The organism is Pseudomonas sp. LRF_L74, assembly GCF_965644255.1.
Taxonomy (GTDB): domain Bacteria; phylum Pseudomonadota; class Gammaproteobacteria; order Pseudomonadales; family Pseudomonadaceae; genus Aquipseudomonas.
In genome coordinates this window covers 193,689-216,096 of record NZ_CBFFRH010000002.1, presented here as the reverse complement: position 1 = coordinate 216,096, position 22,408 = coordinate 193,689, and the positions used below count along the sequence as shown (strand labels likewise).

Here is a 22,408-nt window from a genome sequence, read left to right as displayed (position 1 = left end):
TCAAACTCCCATCTGGCCGTTGGCGACCCGCTCGCCGCGTCGCCACAGGCTCCATTCGCCGGGCTGGAACAGGTTCCAGCGCTCGTTATCGGTCAAAGGCTCGGTGGCGATCACGGTGACCACGTCGTTGGGCGTGGTTTCCGCCTGGAAATCGACGATCACGTCCACATCCTTGAGCCGCGCCGGGCCAAAAGGTGCCCGCCGGGTGATCTGCACCAGCTTGGTCGAGCAGAAGGCGAACAGCCAGTCGCCGTCGCTGAGCAGGCAATTGAACACGCCCAGCTCGCGGAACGACTGGGCGGCCTGGATCAGCACCGGCAGCACCACTTCCACCGGCACCGGCTCGGGAAACGCGCCGCGCACCCGGTTGAGCATCTCGCAGAACGCCGCCTCGCTGTCGGTATCGCCAACCGGACGATAGAAGGTGGGCTGCGGCGCGAACCCCGGCAACTGGCCGTTATGGGCGAAACACCAGTTGCGCCCCCACAGTTCGCGCACGAACGGGTGGGTGTTGCTAAGGCAGACCTTGCCGACGTTGGCCTGGCGAATGTGGCCGATCACCGTTTCGCTCTTGATCGGGTAGCGCTGGACCAACCGCGCCACCTCGGAATCGACACTGGCGCTCGGGTCCTGGAACAGGCGCAGCCCGCGCCCCTCGTAGAACGCGATGCCCCAGCCGTCACGGTGTGGGCCGGTACCGCCGCCGCGCTGCATCAGCCCGGTGAAACTGAAGACGATATCGGTGGGGACGTTGGCACTCATGCCAAGCAGCTCGCACATGACCAGGCTCCGGGCTTACAGACGAGGTTCGATGCGCAGGCGACGATCGCCACGGCCGTCGATCCGGGTCTCGGCCTCATCCTGGTAGCGCGACTGCTTGCGTTCCATGACCTCGCGCAGGGTCGGCTCGTCCTCTGGCGCCTCGACTCGCTGGGCAGCCTTGGGATGACGGGCCTGCCACCAGCGTTCTATAGGCCAGCGGATCGCCGCGAACAGCAGCCAGACGCACAGGGCGATCAGGCAATACAGGGCCATGTCGGCCAGGGCCCGCCAGGCGTTGGTGTCGGACTTGAACAGAATGTCCAGCGCCGTCGCGGCAATGGCCGGCGCGAACAGCTCGCTGCCCTGCTCGGTCTGCAGCGGAATCGGCGAAAACAGCAACACCGCGACGATCACCCGCAGCGGCTCGCGCAGCCAGCGCCAGATCCAGCCGGTCATGCGCATCCACACCAGCAGGCAGCCCAGTGCCGCGATGCCATAGGCACCCCAGGCGATCAAATAGTCTTGTTCGTTCATGCGTGTTCGTGGCTTGGCCGGCGAAGGGGCGCTTATGATAGCGGCTTTTCCACGGCCCGGCGCCCCCGCCGTCGCCCATCAGTCGAGAGCACCGCATGAGCACAGCCCCCATCGCCCGCAGAGACGCCACAGCCGATCCCTACCAATGGCTGGAGCAACGCGACAGCGACGAGGTTCTTGCCTACCTCGAGGCGGAAAACGCCTACCTCGATGAACAATTGGCCGAGCAGGCCGAACTGCAGGAAACCCTGTTCCAGGAAATCAAGGCACGCATCCGCGAGACCGACCTGTCCTTGCCCACGCCCTGGGGCCCCTGGCTGTACTACCAGCGCACCACGGCAGGCGACGAATACCCGCGCCACTACCGCTGTCCGCGTCCGGCCGACGGTTCGCTGACGGTCGATGAAAGCGCCGAGCACCTGCTGATCGATCCCAACGCCCTGGCCGATGGCGGCTTCCTGTCCCTGGGCGCCTTCGCCATCAGCCCGGACCACAACCTGCTGGGCTACAGCCTCGACACCGCGGGCGACGAAGTCTACCGCCTGTTCGTCAAGGACCTGCGCGACGGCAGCCTGACCACCCTGCCCTTCGACGATTGCGATGGCAGCCTGACCTGGGCCAACGACAGCCAGACCCTGTTCTTCGCCACCCTCGACGACACCCATCGCCCGCACCGCCTGCATCGCTTGCGCCTCGGCCAGGCCCAGGCCGAGGCCGAGCAGGTCTTCGAGGAAGCCGACGGGCGTTTCTTCCTCAGTTGCCATCGCTCCAGCTCCGAGCGCCAGTTGATCCTCTCCCTGGGCAGCAAGACCACCAGCGAATCCTGGGTGCTGGACGCAGACCGTCCCGAAGACAGCTTCCAGTGCGTGGCACCACGCGAAGACGCGCATGAGTACGACGTCGACCACGGCAAGCTGGACGGCGCCTGGACCTGGTTCATCCGCAGCAACCAGAGCGGCATCAACTTCGCCCTCTACACCCATCCCGGCGACCGAGTGCCTGTGCGCGAAGCCTGGCAGGAAAAGATCGCCCACGATCCGGCGCGCATGCTCGACGGTTTTACCCTCAACGCCAGCGCCTTCGCCGTCAGCCTGCGCGAACGCGGCCTGCCGATCATCGACGTGTACCCCGAAGGCCAACCGGCCTATCGGGTTCAATTACCCGATGCCGCCTATAGCCTGCACGTTCAGGACAGCCTGGAGTTCGACAGCCCGGCGATCCGCCTGCGCTACGAAGCCCTGAACCGCCCGGCCCAGGTCCGTCAGCTCGACCTCGCGCAAGGCACCCAGGTCGTGCTCAAGGAAACCCCGGTGGAAGGCCCGTTCGATGCCGACGCCTATGAAAGCCGCCGCCTCTGGGCCACGGCTGCTGACGGCACGCAGGTACCGATCAGCCTGGTCGCCCGGCGTGACGTACTCGGCCAGCCCGCCCCGCTCTACCTCTATGGCTACGGTGCCTATGGCGCCAGCCTCGACCCCTGGTTCTCCCATTCGCGCCTGAGCCTGCTGGAGCGCGGCTTCGTCTTCGCCATCGCCCACGTGCGTGGCGGCGGCGAGCTGGGCGAAGCCTGGTATCGCGGCGGCAAGCTGGAACACAAGCAGAACACCTTCGACGACTTCATCGCCTGCGCCGAACACCTGATCGCCGAGAGCTACACCAGCTCGCAGCAGTTGGCGATCAGCGGTGGCAGCGCCGGCGGCCTGTTGATCGGCGCGGTACTGAACCAGCGCCCGGAACTGTTCGCCGCCGCCATCGCCGAAGTGCCGTTCGTCGACGTGCTCAATACCATGCTCAACCCAGACCTGCCGCTGACCGTGACCGAATACGACGAATGGGGCGATCCGAACGACGCCGAGGTACATGCCCGGATCAAAGCCTACGCGCCCTACGAGAACGTACGTACACAGAACTACCCCGCCCTGCTCGTCGTGGCCGGCTACAACGACAGCCGCGTGCAGTACTGGGAAGCTGCCAAGTGGGTCGCCAAGCTGCGCGCCAGCCGTACCGACGACAACCTGCTGCTGCTCAAGACCGAGCTGGGCGCCGGCCATGGCGGCATGAGCGGCCGTTATCAGGCACTCAAGGACGTGGCCCTGGAGCAGGCTTTCCTGCTCAAGGTGCTGGGACGAATCTGAAAAGGAACCCATCAAGGATGAACACCTGGCTTCATCGCTGGCTGCTGGCCGTCGGACTCGGCCACGTGCTCCTAGGCGTGCTGCTGGCCTTCGCCGTCCACCTGCCGATCGCCGACGGCTATTTCCAGCAGCTCTACGCCAGCTTCGGCGTCGAGACTCCAGAACCAGCCCAGGACCACCTGCTGCGCACCATGGTCGGCCTGTTCGGGCCGACGGTAGCGAGCTGGGGCTTGCTCCTGTGCGTGCTGGTCACGCTGTATGTCCGGCATGGCCACAGGATAATCAAACCTGCGCTGTACGGCGCACTGCTGCTCTGGTGCGTGCTCGACAGCGGCATCTCGGCTTACTTCGGGCTGGCCATGCACGTCTATCTGAACAGCGCAGCGGCCCTGTCGATTGCCATTCCGTTGCTCTTTTTGCGCCCTCGCCGTTCACCTGCGCCCGTGTTGCAATTGCGCTATTTGAACGACCAGCAGCGTCTGCGAATTTTGCTGACCGGTGGCACGGGATTCATCGGCAGCCCCTTGGCCAACGCATTGAGCAGCCAGGGCCACGAGGTCCTGATCCTGACCCGTGACCCGGCCAACCTGAGCGGCATTCATGGCCGGACCACCTGCATCACCGATCTGGCGCAGATAGCAGACGATGAACGCATCGACTGCATCGTCAATCTGGCTGGCGAGCCACTCGCGAGCAGCCGCTGGAACGCTCGACGCAAACGCCGCTTCCTGCAAAGCCGGCTAGAGATCACTGATAGCCTGCTGAAACTGGTCGAACGGCTGAAAGACAAACCTCAAGTACTACTCAACGGCTCCGCAGTCGGTTTTTATGGTCACTGGCAAGATGAAGAACTCGACGAGAAAAGCCCAGGACGGGACGGTTTCTCCCATCAGCTCTGCCATCAGTGGGAGCAACATGCCCTGTGTATGGAAGCGTTTGGCATGCGTGTCTGCCTGTTACGCATCGGAGTCGTACTCGGACGAAACGGAGGCCCACTGAAGGCGTTGAGGATACCTTTCGATGCCGGCGTGGCAGTGCAGTTGGGTAGCGGTCGACAGTGGATGCCCTGGGTTCACCTAGACGACGTACTGGACATCTGCGCATTGCTGATCGCCTCGCCCAATATCAGCGGCCCGGTCAATCTCACCGCCCCCAACCCAGTCACCCATGCGGTTTTCGCCCAGACGCTCAAGCCCCATATCCGAACCGCACTTCTGCAAATGCGCCTACCTGGCCCGCTCGTGCGCTTGCTGGTCGGCGAGATGGCCGATGAGGTGCTGCTGAGCGGCCAGCGCGTCGTTCCCACCAAGTTACTCGAACACGGCTACGTATTCCGCCACGCGCAGCTCGATTCGGCGCTGCGAGACTTGGCCTGATCAGTCAGGGTCTCATGGACGATCCCTGTACTGGCGTAGGTCGCAAGTCATTGGCCAACGACCAAGGGCTGAGAACAGACAGCAGAACGAAGAACAGTAGCACACGCTTGGCAGACTACCTGCGCAACGGCTTGCGTATTATTCTGCCTGCATGCGAACCACAGCGTTCGCCCCGATGAGGTCCCCGATGAGCAATGACACCAGCAAGGTCGATCGCCTGATCGCCGAAGCGCGCAAGAACGACGAAGAGGGCTATCGGCAGAAAGCCCTGCGCATGTACCCGCATGTCTGTGGCCGCTGCGCCCGCGAGTTTTCCGGCAAGCGCCTGAGTGAACTGACCGTGCACCACCGCGACCACAACCACGACAACAATCCCCAGGATGGCTCCAACTGGGAGCTGCTGTGCCTGTACTGCCACGACAACGAGCACGCCCGCTACACCGACCAGCAATATTTCTCCGAGGGTTCGACCGCCACGCCGCAGGGGCCGAAGTCGACCTACAAGGCCTTCGGTGATCTGGCCAGCCTGCTGAAGAAGAACTGACGGGAAGCTTCGAGGTAATTGCGGACGTTCGTTATTCCTCCGTCATTCCCGCGAAGGCGGGAACCCAAATAAAAAAGCGCTTCTGGGTTCCCGCCTTCGCGGGAATGACGGCTAAATACACCGAGTAATAACGGCCATCGCACGAACGTCCGCTCTTGCCTCAAATCAGCCATCCCACCTGAAACGCCTACAGCCCGTATAATCGCCGCTTTTTGCGAGAACGCCTCGTGGCCAACAAACGCTATGCCTGCATCGGGTTGTTCAATCCGAAGTCCCCGGAAAACGTCGGCGCCGTCATGCGCGCCGCTGGCTGCTATGGCGTCGCCTCGGTGTTCTACACCGGCACCCGCTATGACCGGGCCAAGGACTTCGTCACCGACACCAAGAAAGTCCACCAGGACATTCCGCTGATCAACATCGATGACCTGCGTCGCATCCTGCCGCTCGGCTGCACGCCGGTGGCGGTGGAGCTGGTCGAGGATGCCCGCCCGCTGCCCACCTACACCCACCCGGACCGCGCGCTGTACATCTTCGGCCCGGAAGATGGCTCGCTGAACGAGGAGATCCGCGCATGGTGCGAAGAGACCGTCTACATCCCCACCAACGGTTGCATGAACCTCGCTGCCACGGTCAACGTGGTGCTCTACGACCGTCTGGCCAAAGGCAATAAAACCCGCTCGGGACCGCAGTTCTGATCGAGTATCGCCCTCGCCTGCCACGCCTCGCCAGGCATCAGCGCAACAGCTTGCTGTCGAGCACCGCGGACTTCCTGCCCATCACATCTTCGCTGAGGGTGACGAAATCCTTGGTGCTGACCTCCTCCAGACGCATCATTCCCTGCACCACGTTATCCAGGGAACGCTGGTTGTCGGTGGCCTTGCGGATTTCCTTGTCCAGGTCCTGAAGCAACAACACCGCACGCGCCGTGGTCGGGCCGGTGGAGTTCTCGGTGCGCAAGGTATCGACCTTCTTGCCCCACTTGCCAAGCTTCTTGTTGATGGCCTGGTAGCGATCCTCGCTCATGCCACCCGCACGGCGCACCAGTTCGATGGCGTAGTACTCGGCGATACCCTCGCTGATCCAGTCGCTGCGGTCACGGTCGCGGATACGGCTGAACACATGGACCAGTTCATGCACCAGCGGGCTGGTGCCGTTCTCGCTGACCAGCGGCCGGTCGCTGTGCAGGAACAATGAATTCGAGGCCGACAGGCCGCCCCGCCACATCGGCTCGCCCGCACCGACCACGAGCACCTTGGCCGGCTCGCGAGGAAACACCACCTGCACCTGGGGCCAGACGAAGGTCAGCATCGTCAACACATCCATGCGCCGCATGTGCTCGCCCACCGGCGCAGCCACGGTGACATCGGTATTGCCCAGGTGGGCACGGCGACTGCCGAGCTTGCCGGCGACGATCCAGCCGGTCGGGCGCTCGAACAGCCGCGACGGGTTGTCGATGCGAAAGCGGTTCTCGCCAATCCGCGGCCAGCCGGTCTCGACACTTTTCCAGCCCTTGGGCAGCTCGAATTGCAAGCGCGTTACCAGATCGACCTTCTCGGCGCTGACCAGGCGCGCACTCGGCACCAGATCGTCGCCACGCAGCAAGGCCCAGTCGGGCGTCATCCGCGCGTCGTATCCGCCGGATTCGCGCTGATGATCGATGCGCACCTTGTAGCTGAGGGTCGCGGCACCCTTGCCAGGTTTCCAGGTGCTGCCATGCCATTGCCCGTTCTGCGTGATGAAATCGCTGTAGGCACCGTCGTCGCCCAGGTTGAACGCCAGTTCACGCACCACCTCTCCACGCGCCAACACCAGGCTGACCTCAGCCTGGCCACTGGCGGGCAGAAAGCGCACCTGATAGTCCAGGTCGACTTTCTTCGCCGCCCAGAGTGGGGTACTGACGAATAACGCAGCGCAGATCAATGACAGCCGAACGGGCATTGCGAAAGCTCCATGCAAGGGTCTGTTGGCATTTCGACAAGCGCGGCGGCGAATTGGCTCAACCGGCGCGAAAAATCAGGTGGTCTTCCCAGTCCTCCTCGGCCACGCTGCTCTCGCTGAGCATGCGCCCCGACTGGGAAATGCGCGCGTGGTGCACCGCGTCATGGTCGCCACAGACCAGATGGTGCCAGCGCGGCAGGTCCTTGCCCTCGCTAACCAGGCGATAGCCACAGGTCGGCGGCAGCCACTGGAACTGGTCAGCCTGGGCCGGCGTCAGTTGGATGCAATCGGGAACGTGCTGGCGCCGGTTGGGATAGTCGCTGCACTGGCAGGTCTTGAGGTCCAGCAGCTTGCAGGCGATGCGCGTGTAATAAACGCTGCCGTCGTCTTCGTCTTCCAGCTTCTGCAGGCAGCACAGGCCGCAGCCATCGCACAGCGACTCCCACTCTTCGCGGTCGAGCTGAACGAGTGTCTTGCGTTTCCAGAAGGGTTCGACGTTGGCGGCCATGACGGAGCTACGAGCTGAAAAGGCCGGCAGTCTAACGACAAGGCCGAGGACGGCCAAGCGTGGGCGACAGTTGGTTTATTCGCGGGAAGCATGCACGTCAAGCGCTCGCTTCCCACCTCGAGCTGCCTTAGATGGCTTCGCCATTGAGATAATGATCGCCCAGCGCCCGGCGTTGGCTGAACAACGGCGCCTCCTGCTCTTCCACCAGCGGCCTGGCCGCCTGGCGTCCAGTCAGTTCCGTGTGCAGTTCGGACGCCAGCCGGGCAGCCTCGGCACTCGCCAAACGAGCCTCGACGGGTGCGCCCGGTGCGCGGGCGACCCGTTGCAACAAGGCGTCGGCGGCATCGATGCGGACCTGCAGATCGCCGATGGCGGCGATGACCAGCGGATCGTCGTGGCGAGCCTCGCTCTTCAGGTACTCGACCAGCGAGCTCTGGGTATTCCGGGCGAAGACCAGATCGGCCAATGTATGTGCTTGCGACATGCTGTGTTCCTCAGTTCCAGGAATGGCGTTGTGGTTTGACGCCATTGAGGCGCTGGTTGCCGATCAGGTGGTACTTCCAGCGCACCGGGTCATGCAGGGTGTGGGTGCGCGCATTGCGCCAGAAGCGGTCCAGCCCCTGGCTGGCGGAGACGGTGCGCGTACCGCCCAGTTCCAGCAGCTTGCTCGACGCCAGCAGGGCGATTTCCGTCGACAGCACCTTGGCCTGGCCGACGATCACCGAAGCCTCGGCAACCGTATCCTCGTTTGGCTCGGCCAGCGCGCGATCCACCGCATGGCCGGCCTTCTCCAGGATCGCCTCGGCCGCTTGCAGGCGCCAGGCCAGCTCGCCGATGGCCGCCTGGCTCAACGGGTCCTGCCAGCCATGTTCGAGGCCACTGTCGACCCAAGGCCGCGCCTCGCGGGCGACACGCAACACTTCGGCGAAGGCGCCACGGGCGATGCCGGTGTCCACCGCGGCCTGGATGATCTGCGAGATCGGGCCGTCGGCGGTCGGCTGCTCATAGGCCCTCCAGGCCGGAGTCACTTCGCTGGCGGCAATCCGTACGTTGTCGATCAGCACCTTGCCGCTGGCGGTGATGCGCTGGCCAAAGCCGTCCCAGTTGTCGATCACCGTCAGCCCTGCGGTTTCGCGTGGCAGGAAGGCGATGAAGGGGCGGTTTTCCTGGTCCACGCCGACCACCGGCACGATATGGGCGAACAATGCGCCAGTGCAGTAGGCCTTCTCGCCGTTGATCACCACCTCGTCGCCGTCGAAACGCACCTGGGTCTCGAAGGCGGTGACGTTCTTGCTCTTCGCCTCGGAAAACGCGTTGCCGAAACGATAGCCCTGCAGCACCTTGGCGTAGAAGCGCTGCTTCTGCTCCTCGCTGGCGGTCAGGCTCAGGTTGCTGGTCACGCCGAAGTGATTTTGCGGCAACTGGCCGAGGGATGGGTCAGCGGCGGAAATGGTCGCGATCACTTCGCCCAGGGTTACGTAGGACACGCCGGCACCGCCATGGGCCTTGGGCACGGTGATCGCCCACAGGCCGCTCTGCGAGAAGCGATCCAGCTCCGCCCACGGCAGCCTGCGCTCACGGTCACGCAACGCCGCTTCCTTGGCGAACTCTTCCGCCAACTGGCGCGCCACCTCGATGGCCTCGGCATCGCTGCCAATGATATGCGCCGGGCGCGAGGGCAGCGGGGCGACCCGCTGCTCGGGCAGATTCTTCAGATTCAGATCAGTCACGCTGCAACTCCTTGCCGAACGGTACGGGTTTGCTTCAGCACAGGCCGTACCACTTTTGAAAAACCTTTAGATTCAATGGCCTGTATAAAAACAGGAACTACAGGCCCACCGTTTTCCAGCAATCTGCTCATGCGCTGTTGCTCAGCGAACAACAGCGGCCGGTTCGATCAAAGGCTGATATCCAGCGGGTACTCGACGATGAAGCGCACTTCGTCGACGTTCGATTCGGCAACGTGATCGCCGCCGACGCGGTGAGTCGCCTGCATCAGGTTGAACGACAGGTTCTTCGCCGGGCCGTCCTGCACCACGTACTTGACCCACAGGTTGCGCTCCCAGTGACGGCCATCCTCGGTGGGGTTGAAATAGGTGTAGGCGCCCCCCGCCTTGGTCCCGTCGATGTCGCTACCACGCACGTAACGGGCGGTGAGGGTCAGGCCCGGCACACCGAGGCCGACGAAGTTGTAGTCGTAGCGCAGCTCCCAGGCCCGCTCATTGGGATTGTTGAAGTCGGAAACCTGGGAAGCCGCGTCCAGCTCCAGGTCGTAGGTGTTCCACACGTAGTCGAATGGCGTGTCACCGTCGATGCGCGTGTAGCTCAGCTTCAACGCATGGAAGCCATAGCCAAGGCCGGCGTGGGTGCTCCAGGAATCGTTGTCGATCTCGCCGGCCAGTGCCTTGCCGGTATCGCGAGTGCGGTAGTAGTTGAGGCCGGTGTTGAAGCTCAGGTCGCCGCTCAGCGGCTGGCTGAAGTCGACGCGGAAGAACGACTGGGTCCAGATGTCATCGAGCTTGCTGGTGTGCAGCTTGAACTTGAGCTGGTCGTTGAAGACGTAGTCGCCGCCCAGGTAGACCACGTCGTTGGAACCCTTGAAGCGCCCGGCGTAGACGGTGCCGAGGTCGCCGCGATGGCTGCTGGCGTTACGGTCGCTGCTCGACTCCAGCTTGCCGCCCTGCAGGGTCAGGCCCTGCACCGAGGTGTTGTTGAAGACGAAGCCACGCAGGGTCTGCGGCAACAGGCGGATATCGCTGGCGTAGAGCACCGGGCTGGTCGGGCTGACATCGCCATAGCGCAGTTCGGTATCGAAGGCGCGGACCTTGAGCGCGCCGCCCACCTTGCCGTAGGAATCCTTCGGCTCGCCGTCGAAGCTGCTGCCCGAACGCGAAACGATGCCGGGCACGCCCACGCCGTTACCGACCGAACCATTGCCACCGTCCAGCTTCAGGCCGAGCACGCCCTGCACATCGACACCGAAGCCAACGGTGCCGGCGGTGTAGCCGGAGCGGAAATCGGCGATCACGCCGTGGCCCCATTCGCGATGCTGGCTTTGCCGCTCGCCATTGTTGGGGTTGGTGGTGAAATCGCCGTTGCGATAGTCCTGGTTGAAGAAGTAGTTGCGGTTGAGCACATGGATCTGTGCGCCGTCGATGAAACCTTCGTCTTCGGCAGAGAAAGCGAACGCCGGGGCGCTCAGGGCCAGAGCGAAAGTCAGGCCCTTGGCAGTGTTGTTGTGATGACGCATGGCAGTTGTCCTGATTGTCGGAGATGTCCGACGCAGCTATCTCAACAACCGTGCCAAATAATTAATAGTTTAAAATCAATAGGTTGAACAAAATAAAAGCCAAGCGAAAAAATCCTGATCGGTCAAACTGCTCAACTGCTGTTGCGCCGTGCACAACATTTCATTCACTGATCAGGGTGTATGCTGAAAAAACCTTACTCAAGATAAGGATGAGCCCGTGAGCCTATCGCTGTTGAATCGCTATGCGTTTTTCGCCTTCTGTGTCCTTTCCACTCTCGTCAGCCTGCCCTTTCTCGGCGCCCATGAATGGGTCTGGCTGTTCACCCTGATCGGCGCCTTTCTCAGCCTGGTGGGCATTCGCGACCTGCTGCAGAAGCGCCATGCGGTGCGCCGCAACTACCCGATCCTCGGCAACATCCGCTATCTGGTCGAGGCCATCCGCCCGGAAATCCGCCAATACCTGCTGGAGGCCGACGAAGACGAACTGCCGTTCTCCCGGGCCCAGCGCTCTCTGGTCTACGCACGGGCTAAGAACGAAGGCGCCGACAAGCCGTTCGGCACACTGATCAACGTCTACCGCTCAGGTTTCGAGTTCATCAGTCACTCGATGCGCCCTGCACCGCTGAGCGACCCGAACGACTTTCGCGTACAGATCGGTGGGCCGCAATGCACCCAGCCCTACTCCGCCTCGGTGTTCAACATCTCGGCGATGAGCTTCGGCTCGCTCAGTGCCAATGCCATCCGCGCCCTGAACCAGGGAGCCAGGCTCGGCAACTTCTATCACGACACCGGGGAAGGCAGCATCAGCGCCTACCACCGCGAGAACGGCGGCGACCTGGTGTGGGAGCTGGGCAGCGGCTACTTCGGCTGCCGCACCGCCAGCGGCCAGTTCGACCCCGAGCGCTTTGCCGCCCAGGCGCAAAGCCCACAGGTGCGGATGATCGAGATCAAGCTCAGTCAGGGCGCCAAACCGGGTCACGGCGGCATCCTGCCCAAGCACAAGGTCACCGAGGAAATCTCCGCGACCCGTGGCGTGCCCATGGGCGAGGACTGCATCTCGCCGTCGCGCCACAGCGCCTTCTCCACGCCATTGGAAATGATGCGCTTCATCGCCCAGTTGCGTGAGCTGTCCGGCGGCAAGCCCGTGGGCTTCAAGCTGTGCCTCGGTCACCCCTGGGAGTTCATGGGCATCGCCAAGGCCATGCTGGAAAGCGGCATCCTGCCGGACTTCATCGTCGTCGACGGTGCCGAAGGCGGCACCGGCGCCGCCCCGCTGGAATTCACCGACCACATCGGCGTGCCGCTGCGCGAGGGCTTGCTGTTCGTGCACAACACCCTGGTCGGCATCGACCTGCGCGACAAGATCCGCATCGGCGCCAGCGGCAAGATCGTCAGCGCCTTCGACATCGCCAGTGTCATGGCCCTCGGCGCGGACTGGGCCAACTCGGCGCGCGGCTTCATGTTCGCCATCGGCTGTATCCAGAGCCAGAGCTGCCACACCAACAAATGCCCCACCGGCGTCGCCACCCAGGATGGCCTGCGCCAGCGCGCCCTGGTGGTGCCGGACAAGGCCGAGCGCGTACACAGTTTCCATCGCAACACGCTCAAGGGCCTGGCCGAAATGCTCGCCGCCGCCGGCCTCTCCCATCCATCGCAGATCGATGCCCGGCATCTGGTGCGGCGCATGTCGGCCAGCGAAATCAAGCTGTACTCGCAACTGCATGTATTCCTGAAACCCGGCGCGCTGTTGGGTGAGCGCATCGACGGCGAATTCTACGGACGCATGTGGCAGATGGCGCGGGCCGACAGTTTCGAAGCGTATCCAGCCTGATACAGGACTCGGCGGTCACGGCAACAGGCTCTACACTACCGGCCTTGAGGCTGTCGCCGTTTCGTCGCAACCGCGACGTAGCCAGCCGCAGAACCGCCGAGGCCGCACAACCATGCGTACGCTCTATCAATTCGCCATCTCTCATTACTGCGAGAAAACCCGCTGGCACCTTGATCACAAGGGGCTGGAATATCGGGTGGTCAATCTCTTCCCTGGCCTGCATCGCTTCAAGACCAGGCGCCTGGCCGGAATCGACACCCTGCCGCTGTTGCAGGATGACACCACGGCCATCGGCGATTCGACCCGGATCGCCCTGTACCTCGAGGAAACCTACCCGCAACGACCGCTGCTGCCGGCGGACGAGACACAGCGTTCGCAGGTACTCGAACTGGAAGAGCGCTTCGACCGTCTAGGCGTTCACGTACGGCGCTGGTTGTACGGGCAGTTGCAGAACTGGGACTCGGTGATGGACGCGATGCTCAGGGTCTACCCCTCGGCATTCGGCCTGCGCGATCTGCTTCGTCCGCTGCTGATCGCCACGCTGAAGAAACTCTACGGGGTCACGCCTGAACGCATTGCCAAGTCGCAACTGGAAGTGCTGGCCGGTCTGGAACTGATCGAAACCCTCAGCGACGGCGACCCTGCCCGCTATCTGGTGGGCGACAGTCTGACTCTGGCCGACATCGCCGCCGCGGCCCTGTTCGCCCCGTTGTTCACGCCAACCGGCACGCCCTGGGATGGCATTGCCGGCTTCACCCAGGAAACCCAGGCCTTCCTCGACCGCCTGTTCGCCCGTCCGGGCGGCCAATGGGTATTGCGCCGCTATGCCGAGGACCGCGACCGTCCGTCTCGCTGACGGAGCGTGACAGGCCCTGCCGGAGTCTGAACGGGCAGGCGATGCTCAAATCGCCTGGTCTATGATTCCGGCCGGCGCCCGGCAAGCCTGGCGTCGCCCATCGACAGAGTCCCGCATGGGCTCCGAAGCGAGTATGCCGCCATGACGCAAACCGGACGCGACCTGCGCATCGACTTCTTCCGTGGCCTGGCCCTGGTGTTCATTTTCTGGGACCACGTGCCGGACAACCCACTGGGTTACCTGACCTTGCGTAATTTCGGCCTCAGCGATGCGGCCGAACTGTTCGTTTTCCTGGCCGGCTATGCGGCAGTGCTGGCCTACGGCAAGCTGCTGCGCCGCGATGGCTACCTGGCCGCCTGCGTGCGCATCCTCAAGCGGGTGTGGACCTTGTACGTGGCGCACATTTTCCTGCTGGTCGTGCTGATGGGGCTGATCTTCGTCATCAACGAGTATGTCGACCAACGCGACTTCATCGCCGGGATGAACCTGCACTATTTCATCGATAACCCGCAGCAGGCGGTGGTCGACGAATTGCTGCTGCGCTTCAAACCTAACCTGATGGACCCGCTGCCGCTTTACGTGGTCCTGCTGCTCGGCCTGCCCGTGGCCCTGCCACTGCTGCTGCGCTGGCCGGGATTGACCATCGCGGCCTCGACGCTGCTCTATCTGTTCGCCCCGCAACTGAACTTCGCCGCCCAGGAAGGTGGTCTCTGGTACTTCAACCCGGTGGCCTGGCAATTGCTGTTCCTGCTCGGCGGTGCGGCGGCGCTTCACTCCCAACGCCGCCCGGCCGACGCGCCGCGCACGCGCGTCAGCAGCCCGCTGTTCATCCTCTGCGCGACCTACCTGCTGCTAGGCGCGGTCCTGGCGCTGTCCTGGAAATGGCAGGTGCTGAACGACGCGATCATGACCCCGCGCCTGGAGGCATGGCTGTATCCGATCAGCAAGACCGACCTGGCGCCGATGCGCCTGCTGCACTTCCTCGCCCTCGCCTACTGCGTCGCCATGCTGCTGCCCCGTGGCGACTGGCTGATGCGCTGGCCGGCGCGGGAAATGTGCCGCATGGGCCAGCATTCGCTGGAGGTGTTCTGCCTCGGCGTACTGCTGGCCCCATTGGCCGACGCCGGCAACGGGCTGGCCGGCGACCACTGGGCGGCACGCATCGCCACGGCCCTGGCCGGCCTGGCCTTGATGATGATGCTGGCCGGCTGGCTGGATCTGTCGCGGCGACTGAGTGAGCGCAAGCCGGAAATGCCGCAAAAAGCCCTGGAGGCCGGTGGTTGAACGATCGAGGTTCCTTCAGCCAACTGCGTTCGGCAGCCTGACCGACTCAGACCTGCAACAGCCGATCACGCAGCTTCTGGATCTCGTCGCGCAGTTGCGCCGCCGCCTCGAACTCCAGGTCGCGGGCCAGTTGGAACATCTTCTCCTCCAACTGGCGGATGCGCTTGGTGATCTCGCTCGGCGAACGCAGCTCGGCCTCGTAGCGGGCACTTTCCTCGGCGGCCTTGGCCATGCCCTTGCGCTTGTTGCTGCGCGCGCCGGGCACCACGGCGCCTTCGAGGATGTCCTTGATGTCCTTCTTCACCCCGCGCGGGATGATGCCATTGGCCTCGTTGAAGGCGATCTGTTTGTTGCGCCGCCGCTCGGTCTCGTCGATCGCGCGCTGCATCGAGCCGGTCATGTTGTCGGCATACAGGATCGCCCGGCCATTGAGGTTACGCGCGGCACGGCCGATGGTCTGGATCAGCGAGCGCTCGGAACGCAGAAAACCTTCCTTGTCCGCATCCAGCACGGCCACCAGCGACACCTCGGGCATGTCCAGGCCCTCGCGCAGCAGGTTGATGCCGACCAGCACGTCGAAGGCACCGGTACGCAGGTCGCGGATGATTTCCACGCGCTCCACGGTGTCGATGTCCGAGTGCAGGTAGCGCACTTTCACACCGTGGTCACCGAGGTAATCGGTAAGGTCTTCGGCCATGCGCTTGGTCAGGGTGGTGACCAGCACCCGCTCCTCGATGGCCACGCGCTTGTTGATCTCGGAAAGCAGGTCGTCGACCTGGGTACGCGCCGGGCGCACCTCGATCTGCGGGTCGACCAGGCCGGTCGGCCGCACCACCTGCTCGATCACCCGACCGGCGTGTTCGGCTTCGTAGGGGCCAGGTGTCGCGGAAACGAAGATGGTCTGCGGGCTGGCCGCCTCCCATTCCTCGAAACGCATCGGCCGGTTGTCCAACGCGGACGGCAGGCGGAAGCCGTACTCGACCAGGGTTTCCTTGCGCGAACGGTCGCCCTTGTACATGGCGCCGACCTGCGGCACCGAGACGTGGGACTCGTCGATCACCAGCAGCGCCTGGTCCGGCAGGTAGTCGTAGAGCGTGGGCGGCGGCGCCCCCGCCGGACGCCCGGACAGGTAGCGCGAGTAGTTCTCGATGCCGTTGCAGTAACCCAGTTCGAGAATCATCTCCAGGTCGAAACGCGTACGCTGTTCCAGGCGCTGGGCCTCGACCAGCTTGTTGGCGCCACGCAGGTATTCAAGGCGCTCCTTGAGCTCGACCTTGATGTTCTCCACCGCCTCCAGCAGCGTCTCGCGGGGCGTGACGTAGTGGCTCTTGGGATAGAAGGTGAAGCGCTGCAATTTGCGGATCACCTCGCCAGTCAGCGGGTCGAAGGCGCTGATGTTCTCCACCTCGTCGTCGAACAGCTCGACGCGGATCGCCTCCAGGTCGGATTCCGCCGGGAACACGTCGATCACATCGCCGCGCACACGGAAGGTGGCACGGGCGAAGTCCATGTCGTTACGGGTGTACTGCAGCTCGGACAGCCGGCGCAGCAGAGCACGCTGGTCCATCTTGTCGCCCCGGTCGAGGTGCAGGACCATTTTCAGGTACTCCTCGGGGCTGCCCAGGCCGTAGATACACGACACCGTGGTGACCACGATGGCGTCCGGTCGCTCGATCAGCGCCTTGGTCGCCGACAGGCGCATCTGCTCGATGTGGTCGTTGATCGACGCATCCTTCTCGATGAAGGTATCGGACGACGGTACATAGGCTTCCGGCTGGTAATAGTCGTAATAGGAGACGAAATACTCGACCGCGTTGTTCGGGAAGAAGCTCTTGAATTCGCCATAGAGCTGCGCCGCCAGGGTCTTGTTCGGCGCCAGGACGATGGTCGGGCGCTTCACCTGGGCAATGACGTTGGCGATGCTGAAGGTCTTGCCCGAGCCGGTCACGCCGAGCAGGGTCTGGTGCGACAGGCCGGCTTCCAGCCCCTCCACCATCTGGCGGATGGCTTCAGGCTGGTCACCTGCTGGCTGGAATCGGGTAACGAGCTGGAACTCGGACATGAAAAACCTCGTGTTCGGCATGTGACGCAGCAACGGGATGCGCGTCATAGCCAATAACTGAGTACGCGCGCACCCAAAGAGTGCATTTGCATGGTCGCCGCGTGCGACTTAGGCCGCTATACTACCGGCCCGTTGATGCAACCCCTAGCGCATCCATCCAGACGGGGTTGCGGACCTCTTACCCCCAACCCTCGAGCTGGAGCAAAATGAGCCTCTTCTCTGCCGTCGAAATGGCACCGCGCGACCCCATCCTTGGCCTTAACGAGGCCTTCGTCGCCGACACCCGCACCCACAAGGTGAACCTGGGCGTTGGCGTCTACTACAACGAAGAAGGCCGCATTCCTCTTCTCCGCGCCGTGGCCGAGGCCGAGAAGGCCCGCATCGAGGCTCATGCGCCGCGCGGCTACCTGCCGATCGAAGGCATCGCCGCATATGACAGCGCCGTGCAGAAACTGCTGCTGGGAAATGATTCGCCGCTGATCGCCGAAGGCCGCGTGGTCACCACCCAGTCGGTCGGTGGCACCGGCGCGCTGAAGACCGGCGCCGACTTCCTCAAGCGCCTGCTGCCGAACGCAGTCGTCGCGATCAGCGATCCGAGCTGGGAAAACCACCGCGCGCTGTTCGAGTCCGCCGGCTTCCCGGTGCAGAACTACCGCTACTACGACGCCGCCAGCAACGGCGTGAACCGTGCCGGCCTGCTGGAAGACCTGCGCAACCTGCCGGCCCGTTCCATCGTGGTCCTGCACGCCTGCTGCCACAACCCGACCGGCGTCGACCTGACCCTGGACGACTGGAAGGCCGTGCTGGAAATCGTCCGCGAGCGCGAGCACGTGCCATTCCTCGACATCGCCTACCAGGGCTTCGGCGAAGGCATCGACCAGGATGCCTTCGCGGTGCGCCTGTTCGCCGAATCGGGCCTGCAGTTCTTCGTGTCCAGTTCCTTCTCCAAGTCGTTCTCCCTGTACGGCGAGCGCGTCGGCGCCCTGACCATCGTCACCGCCAGCCAGGAAGAAGCCGGTCGTGTGCTGTCCCAGGCCAAGCGTGTGATCCGCACCAACTACTCCAACCCGCCGACCCACGGCGCCACCGTGGTCGCCAGCGTGCTCAACAGCCCTGAGCTGCGCGCGCTGTGGGAACAGGAACTGGCCGGCATGCGCGAGCGCATCCGCGAAATGCGCCTGGCCCTGGTCGAGCAACTGGCCGCCCAGGGCGCCAGCCGCGACTTCAGCTTCGTCGCCCGCCAGCGCGGCATGTTCTCCTACTCCGGCCTGAGCGCCGGGCAGGTCGAGCGCCTGAGGACCGAGTTCGGCATCTACGCCGTCAGCACCGGCCGCATCTGCGTTGCTGCGCTGAATCGCAACAACATCGGTGCAGTCACCGAGGCCATCGCCAAGGTTCTGTAATCCTGCGCGAAGATGAAAGGGGGAAGTATTGACTTCCCCTTCTTAATCAGTAGGATACGCACCGTTGTTCCGCGATAGCTCAGTCGGTAGAGCAAATGACTGTTAATCATTGGGTCCCTGGTTCGAGTCCAGGTCGCGGAGCCAGATTTCAAGAAACCCGGTCAGATGGCCGGGTTTTTTATTGCCTGAATCTGGACACTCACCAGGGACTGTGTCCCAGGTTATTCGCTGCGCTCACCCCTGCGGGGCCGCGCTGAAGCGCGGTCGAGGCCAAGTCGCGCTAGCCATCACGAACATGTGATGGCGCTGCTCACTTCGAGCAGGCATTCCCAGCGGTTGCCCGGAGAGTGATGGCTGAGGGCGTAAGCCAGCCCGATCGAGGTTTCGTCGCCATGTGTTTAGCCGAGAATACGAGTCCGCCCTGCTTTCGCATTCCATTCGATCGGCGTGAACGTCCGCGCGAACGATCCCACGCCTGCTTCATCAGCATGCGTGCCAGGACCTTGCCGAACCGGCCCTGCCGGCTCTGAGCTGGGAGGTTGGGAGTGTTCACGAATGTCACCATCGTCTTGCCAGGCTGAAAGAGTTTCCTAGAGCAATGTCCGACGTGCTTCAGCCTAGGCGGATCGACAACTCCACATCCTCGCCGAACGGCACGGACAGGTAGCCGTTTTCCGGGGAGCGAACGCGCGCCAGGTATTCCGGGCTGAAATCTGCGTTGTCGGCAACGATCAGCGCGCCGGGCCGTAGGTGGCTCTCGACCAGATCAAGAACTTCGCAATAGAGCGACTTGGCCCCATCGAGCAGCAACAGGTCGATGGACTCGGGAAGATCGGTGGCCAGTGTTTTCAGCGCGTCGCCGTCGCGGATTTCGACCAGGTCGTCCACTCCGCCTACGACCAGATGCTGGCGAGCCTTGGCGATCTTCGACGGCTCGAACTCGCTGCCGATCAGGTGGCCACCCCCGTTGTCGCGTAGCGCCGCCGCTAGGTAGAGGGTCGAGAGTCCGAACGAGGTGCCGAATTCAACGATGTTGCGGGCGTTCGTACTGCGTGCCAGTTGGTACAGCAGCACACCGGTCTCGCGAGAAACCGGCAGCCACAAGTCCTTGGCGCGGCTGTAGAAGTCGAGGTATCCAGTCTTGCTGCGCATCAGGCGCTCGCCTTCCTCGCGGGAGATGCCAAGCAGTGCCGGGCTGGAGGACTGATCGGCCTGCTCGAACAGGCGATCCAACAAGGGAGCCAGTGGTGCGTTGGTCAGTATTGAGGTCATTCGGGTTATCCAATCTGGGGTTGAGGGAAGGAGCTGCCTTAAACGCGATCAATAGTTCGCGTTTTGTCGATAATATGACGGATTCTTCGTATTAAAAATTCGCATTGGAGTTCGCGTTTTCGGACCATGGCATCTACTCGCGTCAGCGCTGGATTGGTCTGGGATGGCGGCTGATTGGCCGAGTTTTTAAGGGCTGCCTGGAGAAGAAAGCTCAGGTATTCCGTCAGTAAAAGCGGTATCGCAGGGTGATCGTCCGAGCCGGCATCTCGAACGGACGCGCATCCAATGGCAGGCGTCGACGGATAGTCATGTGCGGTTGCGCCAGCGGCCAGCGCAGCTACGCAGGTCGTCAATCAAGGGTTGAGCTGTCGCTCAATGCCACGCTAGCATGCGAATAATCAATCGCATTCAAGCATGCGCTAAACGATCGGATTTCCGTGTAACGGGCATTGCAACGCCACACCACCATGACCACTCGCCGCCGTCCCCAGATTTCCTCGCGCAAGCAACCCCAGCAGGCACGTTCGACCGAACTGGTTGCAGCTATCCTGCAAGCAGCCACCCAGGTTCTGGCCGAGGAAGGTGCCACCCGCTTTACCACGGCGCGCGTCGCCGAGAAGGCCGGCGTCAGCGTCGGGTCGATCTATCAGTATTTCCCCAACAAGGCGTCGATCCTGTTTCGTCTCCAGGTCGATGAGTGGATGCAGACGACCAAGATGCTGCGCAACATCCTCGAAGATGCCAGTACGCCGCACTTGGAGCGCTTGCGTACCGTCGTACATGCCTTCCTGCGCTCCGAGTGCGAAGAAGCCGAGGTTCGCGGTGCGCTCAATGATGCGGCTCCGCTCTATCGCGACAGCCCGGAAGCGCGCCAGGCTCGGGCCGAAGGCGATCAGATGATCGATGTCTTCATGATGGAGGCCTTGCCGAAGGCATCCGCTGCATCCCGCGAGCTGGCGGGCGATCTCATTTTCACGACGCTCGGCACGGTGGGTAACAGTTTTTCCCAAACTCGGCGGACCAAGGCGGAAATCAAGGTCTATGCCGATACGATGGCCGACATGTTCTGCGCCTACCTCCAGGCGCTTCGACAAGATTGACGGTTGTAGCCTTGATGGTCACGTGGATGGTCCGCTTCAACCTATGCCTGAGTGGCGCGACCGACCGATCTCCCAGGACATCCCGCCACCATGACCGTCGCGGCAAGCTGCTGCCCCAGCCACGAGTCGGGCCACGGGTTACTGGCCACCAGCCTGAGCGGCGCACTGCTGGTTTGCCGCTACTGACCTTGCCAGTCGCCAGGGACTGCATCCCATGGTATCCGCTGCGCGTATCTGCCTAGCCCGGCAGGCCATCGATCCGGGCACGCGTCAGGATCGGCACGTAAAGCCAAAGAAACAGCCCGAACGCCACGCACCATAAGCCTACCGACGCCAGCAGCCCCCACTGGCTGAAGAGCACCAGCACCACACGGCACAACGCGGCGACCTGCAAGGCCGCGAACGCCCAGGCAGCCAGCAGGGGCACCTGCAACGGCCTGCCTGTGTGGCCCAGGCTCACCCGACAGGTCATCGCCAATACCAGCCCCGCCAACGCTCCTACCGCCAGCGCATGCGCCGGCAGGCTCGGCGAGATCGGCAACCCTTCGTGCCACGCCGCCATCCCCAGCGCCGCTATCGCCAGCCAGGCATAGGCCAGGTGCAGCGACCAGAGCAGCGGCACAGCCCAGATGCCTCGCCTGTACCAGAGCGACAGGCGATAAAGATGCAGGACCGCCAACGCCATGAACAACGGCGCCATCGACCAACGCGGTCCATCATTGAGCCCCAGTGCCATGCTCAACGCTGCCCCCAGCGAGCAGACCAGCACGCCACGATCCAGCCACGCCGGGCTCGGCAACGCATCGGCCAGGCCAAGGCCGCGCTGGGTGAAGAACGGAATCACTCGTCCGCCAATCATCGCCAGCAAGGCACCGATCAGCCACAAGGCAGCCAATGCGCCACGCCGCTGCATACCTTCATCGCCCGTAGCCAGACCCGCGAATACCGATACCTGACAAGCCCACAACAGCATCAGGATCAATACCACCGGATAGTTACGCCGCTGGCGTGCGGCATACACCATCCGCCCCACGGCAAACGCCACCAGTGGCAGGAACGACAACTGCACCAGTGCCAACAAACGCCAGTCTGGCGCGACCAGCCAGGCGATACGTCCCAGCAGCCATAGCGCAACCAGCGCCATCAGCGGACGCCCCGACAATCCCGGCCGGCCGGTCCAGTTCTGCGCCGCAGTCAGCAGGAAACCGGCGATGATCTCGATCGCGAAGCCAAACAGCATTTCATGGCGATGCCAGGCCAATGCTCCTCCCACAGGCTGCCACGTCACCCAGCCATTCAGCAGCGCTCCCCAGAGCGCGACAGCGATGACCGAGAATGCCGCTCCGGCGAGGAAAAATGGGCGAAATCCCAGGCGCCAGATAGGCGCGATGGCCAAGGCGGTGGAACGATCGACGATCTGCATGCCTGTCTCTCCATCCGATGTTCGCGTTCCCCGCCCGGCTCAAGCGTGGTAGCGTTCGATAGCCAATGCGATCCATCTTTCATGCCAATATAAAACCAATAAAAATCAGTAATTTAAAAAATAAAGAGTC

19 protein-coding genes and 1 tRNA gene are annotated in these 22,408 nt (G+C 63.2%); 10 read left to right on the top strand and 10 right to left on the bottom strand.

Going from position 1 to position 22,408, the window contains the following annotated elements:
* Together ACSZPK_RS05890 and ACSZPK_RS05885 are read right to left on the bottom strand one after the other, a co-directional pair.
* A complete protein-coding gene (locus tag ACSZPK_RS05890; RefSeq protein WP_437880483.1) occupies positions 1–780 on the bottom strand; it encodes a class II glutamine amidotransferase in 780 nt (259 codons plus the stop codon).
* A 15-nt stretch (positions 781–795) separates the two neighbouring features.
* Positions 796–1,296 carry an MFS transporter gene (locus ACSZPK_RS05885; RefSeq protein ID WP_437880482.1) on the bottom strand — a complete coding sequence of 167 codons (501 nt, stop codon included), beginning with the start codon at positions 1,294–1,296 and terminating at the stop codon, positions 796–798.
* Positions 1,297–1,391: 95 nt separating this feature from the next.
* On the opposite strand from ACSZPK_RS05885, the gene ACSZPK_RS05880 reads away from it, so the two are divergent.
* The 4 genes from ACSZPK_RS05880 to ACSZPK_RS05865 all read left to right on the top strand — a co-directional run bounded on the left by ACSZPK_RS05880 (position 1,392) and on the right by ACSZPK_RS05865 (position 6,046).
* Positions 1,392–3,431 carry a S9 family peptidase gene (locus tag ACSZPK_RS05880; RefSeq protein ID WP_437880481.1) on the top strand — a complete coding sequence of 680 codons (2,040 nt, stop codon included), beginning with the start codon at positions 1,392–1,394 and terminating at the stop codon, positions 3,429–3,431.
* Between the two features lie 77 nt (positions 3,432–3,508).
* Positions 3,509–4,807, top strand: coding sequence for a TIGR01777 family oxidoreductase (locus ACSZPK_RS05875; RefSeq protein WP_437880480.1), 1,299 nt, complete (start codon positions 3,509–3,511; stop codon positions 4,805–4,807).
* Between the two features lie 187 nt (positions 4,808–4,994).
* Positions 4,995–5,351 carry a YajD family HNH nuclease gene (locus ACSZPK_RS05870; RefSeq protein WP_437880479.1) on the top strand — a complete coding sequence of 119 codons (357 nt, stop codon included), beginning with the start codon at positions 4,995–4,997 and terminating at the stop codon, positions 5,349–5,351.
* A 227-nt stretch (positions 5,352–5,578) separates the two neighbouring features.
* Positions 5,579–6,046 (top strand): RNA methyltransferase, encoded by a 468-nt coding sequence (locus ACSZPK_RS05865; RefSeq protein ID WP_437880478.1) that lies wholly within the window; start codon positions 5,579–5,581, stop codon positions 6,044–6,046.
* 37 nt (positions 6,047–6,083) lie between these two features.
* Here the strand turns inward: ACSZPK_RS05865 and ACSZPK_RS05860 are convergent, their stop codons facing one another.
* The 5 genes from ACSZPK_RS05860 to ACSZPK_RS05840 form a co-directional block, all read right to left on the bottom strand.
* The gene (locus ACSZPK_RS05860; protein WP_437880477.1) at positions 6,084–7,289 is read right to left on the bottom strand and encodes a hypothetical protein; all 1,206 of its coding nucleotides are present in this window, start codon (positions 7,287–7,289) and stop codon (positions 6,084–6,086) included.
* A gap of 58 nt (positions 7,290–7,347) precedes the next feature.
* Entirely contained in the window at positions 7,348–7,797 is a 450-nt protein-coding gene (locus tag ACSZPK_RS05855) for a YcgN family cysteine cluster protein (protein WP_437880476.1), read from the bottom strand.
* Between the two features lie 127 nt (positions 7,798–7,924).
* Positions 7,925–8,281 carry a hypothetical protein gene (locus tag ACSZPK_RS05850; RefSeq protein ID WP_437880475.1) on the bottom strand — a complete coding sequence of 119 codons (357 nt, stop codon included), beginning with the start codon at positions 8,279–8,281 and terminating at the stop codon, positions 7,925–7,927.
* A gap of 10 nt (positions 8,282–8,291) precedes the next feature.
* Complete coding sequence (locus ACSZPK_RS05845; protein ID WP_437880999.1) at positions 8,292–9,518, bottom strand: SfnB family sulfur acquisition oxidoreductase; 1,227 nt, start codon at positions 9,516–9,518, stop codon at positions 8,292–8,294.
* A gap of 176 nt (positions 9,519–9,694) precedes the next feature.
* On the bottom strand, positions 9,695–11,047 hold the full coding sequence (locus tag ACSZPK_RS05840) for an OprD family porin (protein ID WP_437880474.1): 1,353 nt from the start codon (positions 11,045–11,047) through the stop codon (positions 9,695–9,697).
* Between the two features lie 217 nt (positions 11,048–11,264).
* Between ACSZPK_RS05840 and ACSZPK_RS05835 the strand changes: the two genes are divergently transcribed.
* From ACSZPK_RS05835 to ACSZPK_RS05825, 3 genes are all read left to right on the top strand, one after another.
* Positions 11,265–12,878, top strand: coding sequence for an FMN-binding glutamate synthase family protein (locus ACSZPK_RS05835; protein ID WP_437880473.1), 1,614 nt, complete (start codon positions 11,265–11,267; stop codon positions 12,876–12,878).
* Positions 12,879–12,990: 112 nt separating this feature from the next.
* Positions 12,991–13,734 (top strand): glutathione S-transferase family protein, encoded by a 744-nt coding sequence (locus tag ACSZPK_RS05830; RefSeq protein WP_437880472.1) that lies wholly within the window; start codon positions 12,991–12,993, stop codon positions 13,732–13,734.
* Positions 13,735–13,875: 141 nt separating this feature from the next.
* Positions 13,876–15,018: an OpgC family protein gene (locus ACSZPK_RS05825; protein WP_437880471.1), complete on the top strand. Its 1,143-nt coding sequence runs from the start codon at positions 13,876–13,878 to the stop codon at positions 15,016–15,018.
* A 46-nt stretch (positions 15,019–15,064) separates the two neighbouring features.
* Here ACSZPK_RS05825 and uvrB read toward each other — a convergent pair whose 3' ends face one another.
* Positions 15,065–17,080, bottom strand: a complete 2,016-nt coding sequence (gene uvrB, locus ACSZPK_RS05820) for an excinuclease ABC subunit UvrB (protein WP_437880470.1) — start codon at positions 17,078–17,080, stop codon at positions 15,065–15,067.
* A 206-nt stretch (positions 17,081–17,286) separates the two neighbouring features.
* Here uvrB and ACSZPK_RS05815 point away from each other — a divergent pair, with 206 nt between their 5' ends.
* Together ACSZPK_RS05815 and ACSZPK_RS05810 are read left to right on the top strand one after the other, a co-directional pair.
* Entirely contained in the window at positions 17,287–18,483 is a 1,197-nt protein-coding gene (locus tag ACSZPK_RS05815; protein WP_437880469.1) for an amino acid aminotransferase, read from the top strand.
* 68 nt (positions 18,484–18,551) lie between these two features.
* A tRNA-Asn gene (locus tag ACSZPK_RS05810) sits at positions 18,552–18,627 on the top strand.
* Between the two features lie 468 nt (positions 18,628–19,095).
* Here ACSZPK_RS05810 and ACSZPK_RS05805 read toward each other — a convergent pair.
* Positions 19,096–19,755, bottom strand: a complete 660-nt coding sequence (locus tag ACSZPK_RS05805) for an O-methyltransferase (protein WP_437880468.1) — start codon at positions 19,753–19,755, stop codon at positions 19,096–19,098.
* A gap of 467 nt (positions 19,756–20,222) precedes the next feature.
* Here ACSZPK_RS05805 and ACSZPK_RS05800 point away from each other — a divergent pair, with 467 nt between their 5' ends.
* A complete protein-coding gene (locus ACSZPK_RS05800) occupies positions 20,223–20,855 on the top strand; it encodes a TetR family transcriptional regulator (protein ID WP_437880467.1) in 633 nt (210 codons plus the stop codon).
* Positions 20,856–21,093: 238 nt separating this feature from the next.
* Here ACSZPK_RS05800 and ACSZPK_RS05795 read toward each other — a convergent pair whose 3' ends face one another.
* Positions 21,094–22,278, bottom strand: coding sequence for an NnrS family protein (locus tag ACSZPK_RS05795; RefSeq protein WP_437880466.1), 1,185 nt, complete (start codon positions 22,276–22,278; stop codon positions 21,094–21,096).
* Between the last annotated feature and the right edge of the window lie 130 nt (positions 22,279–22,408).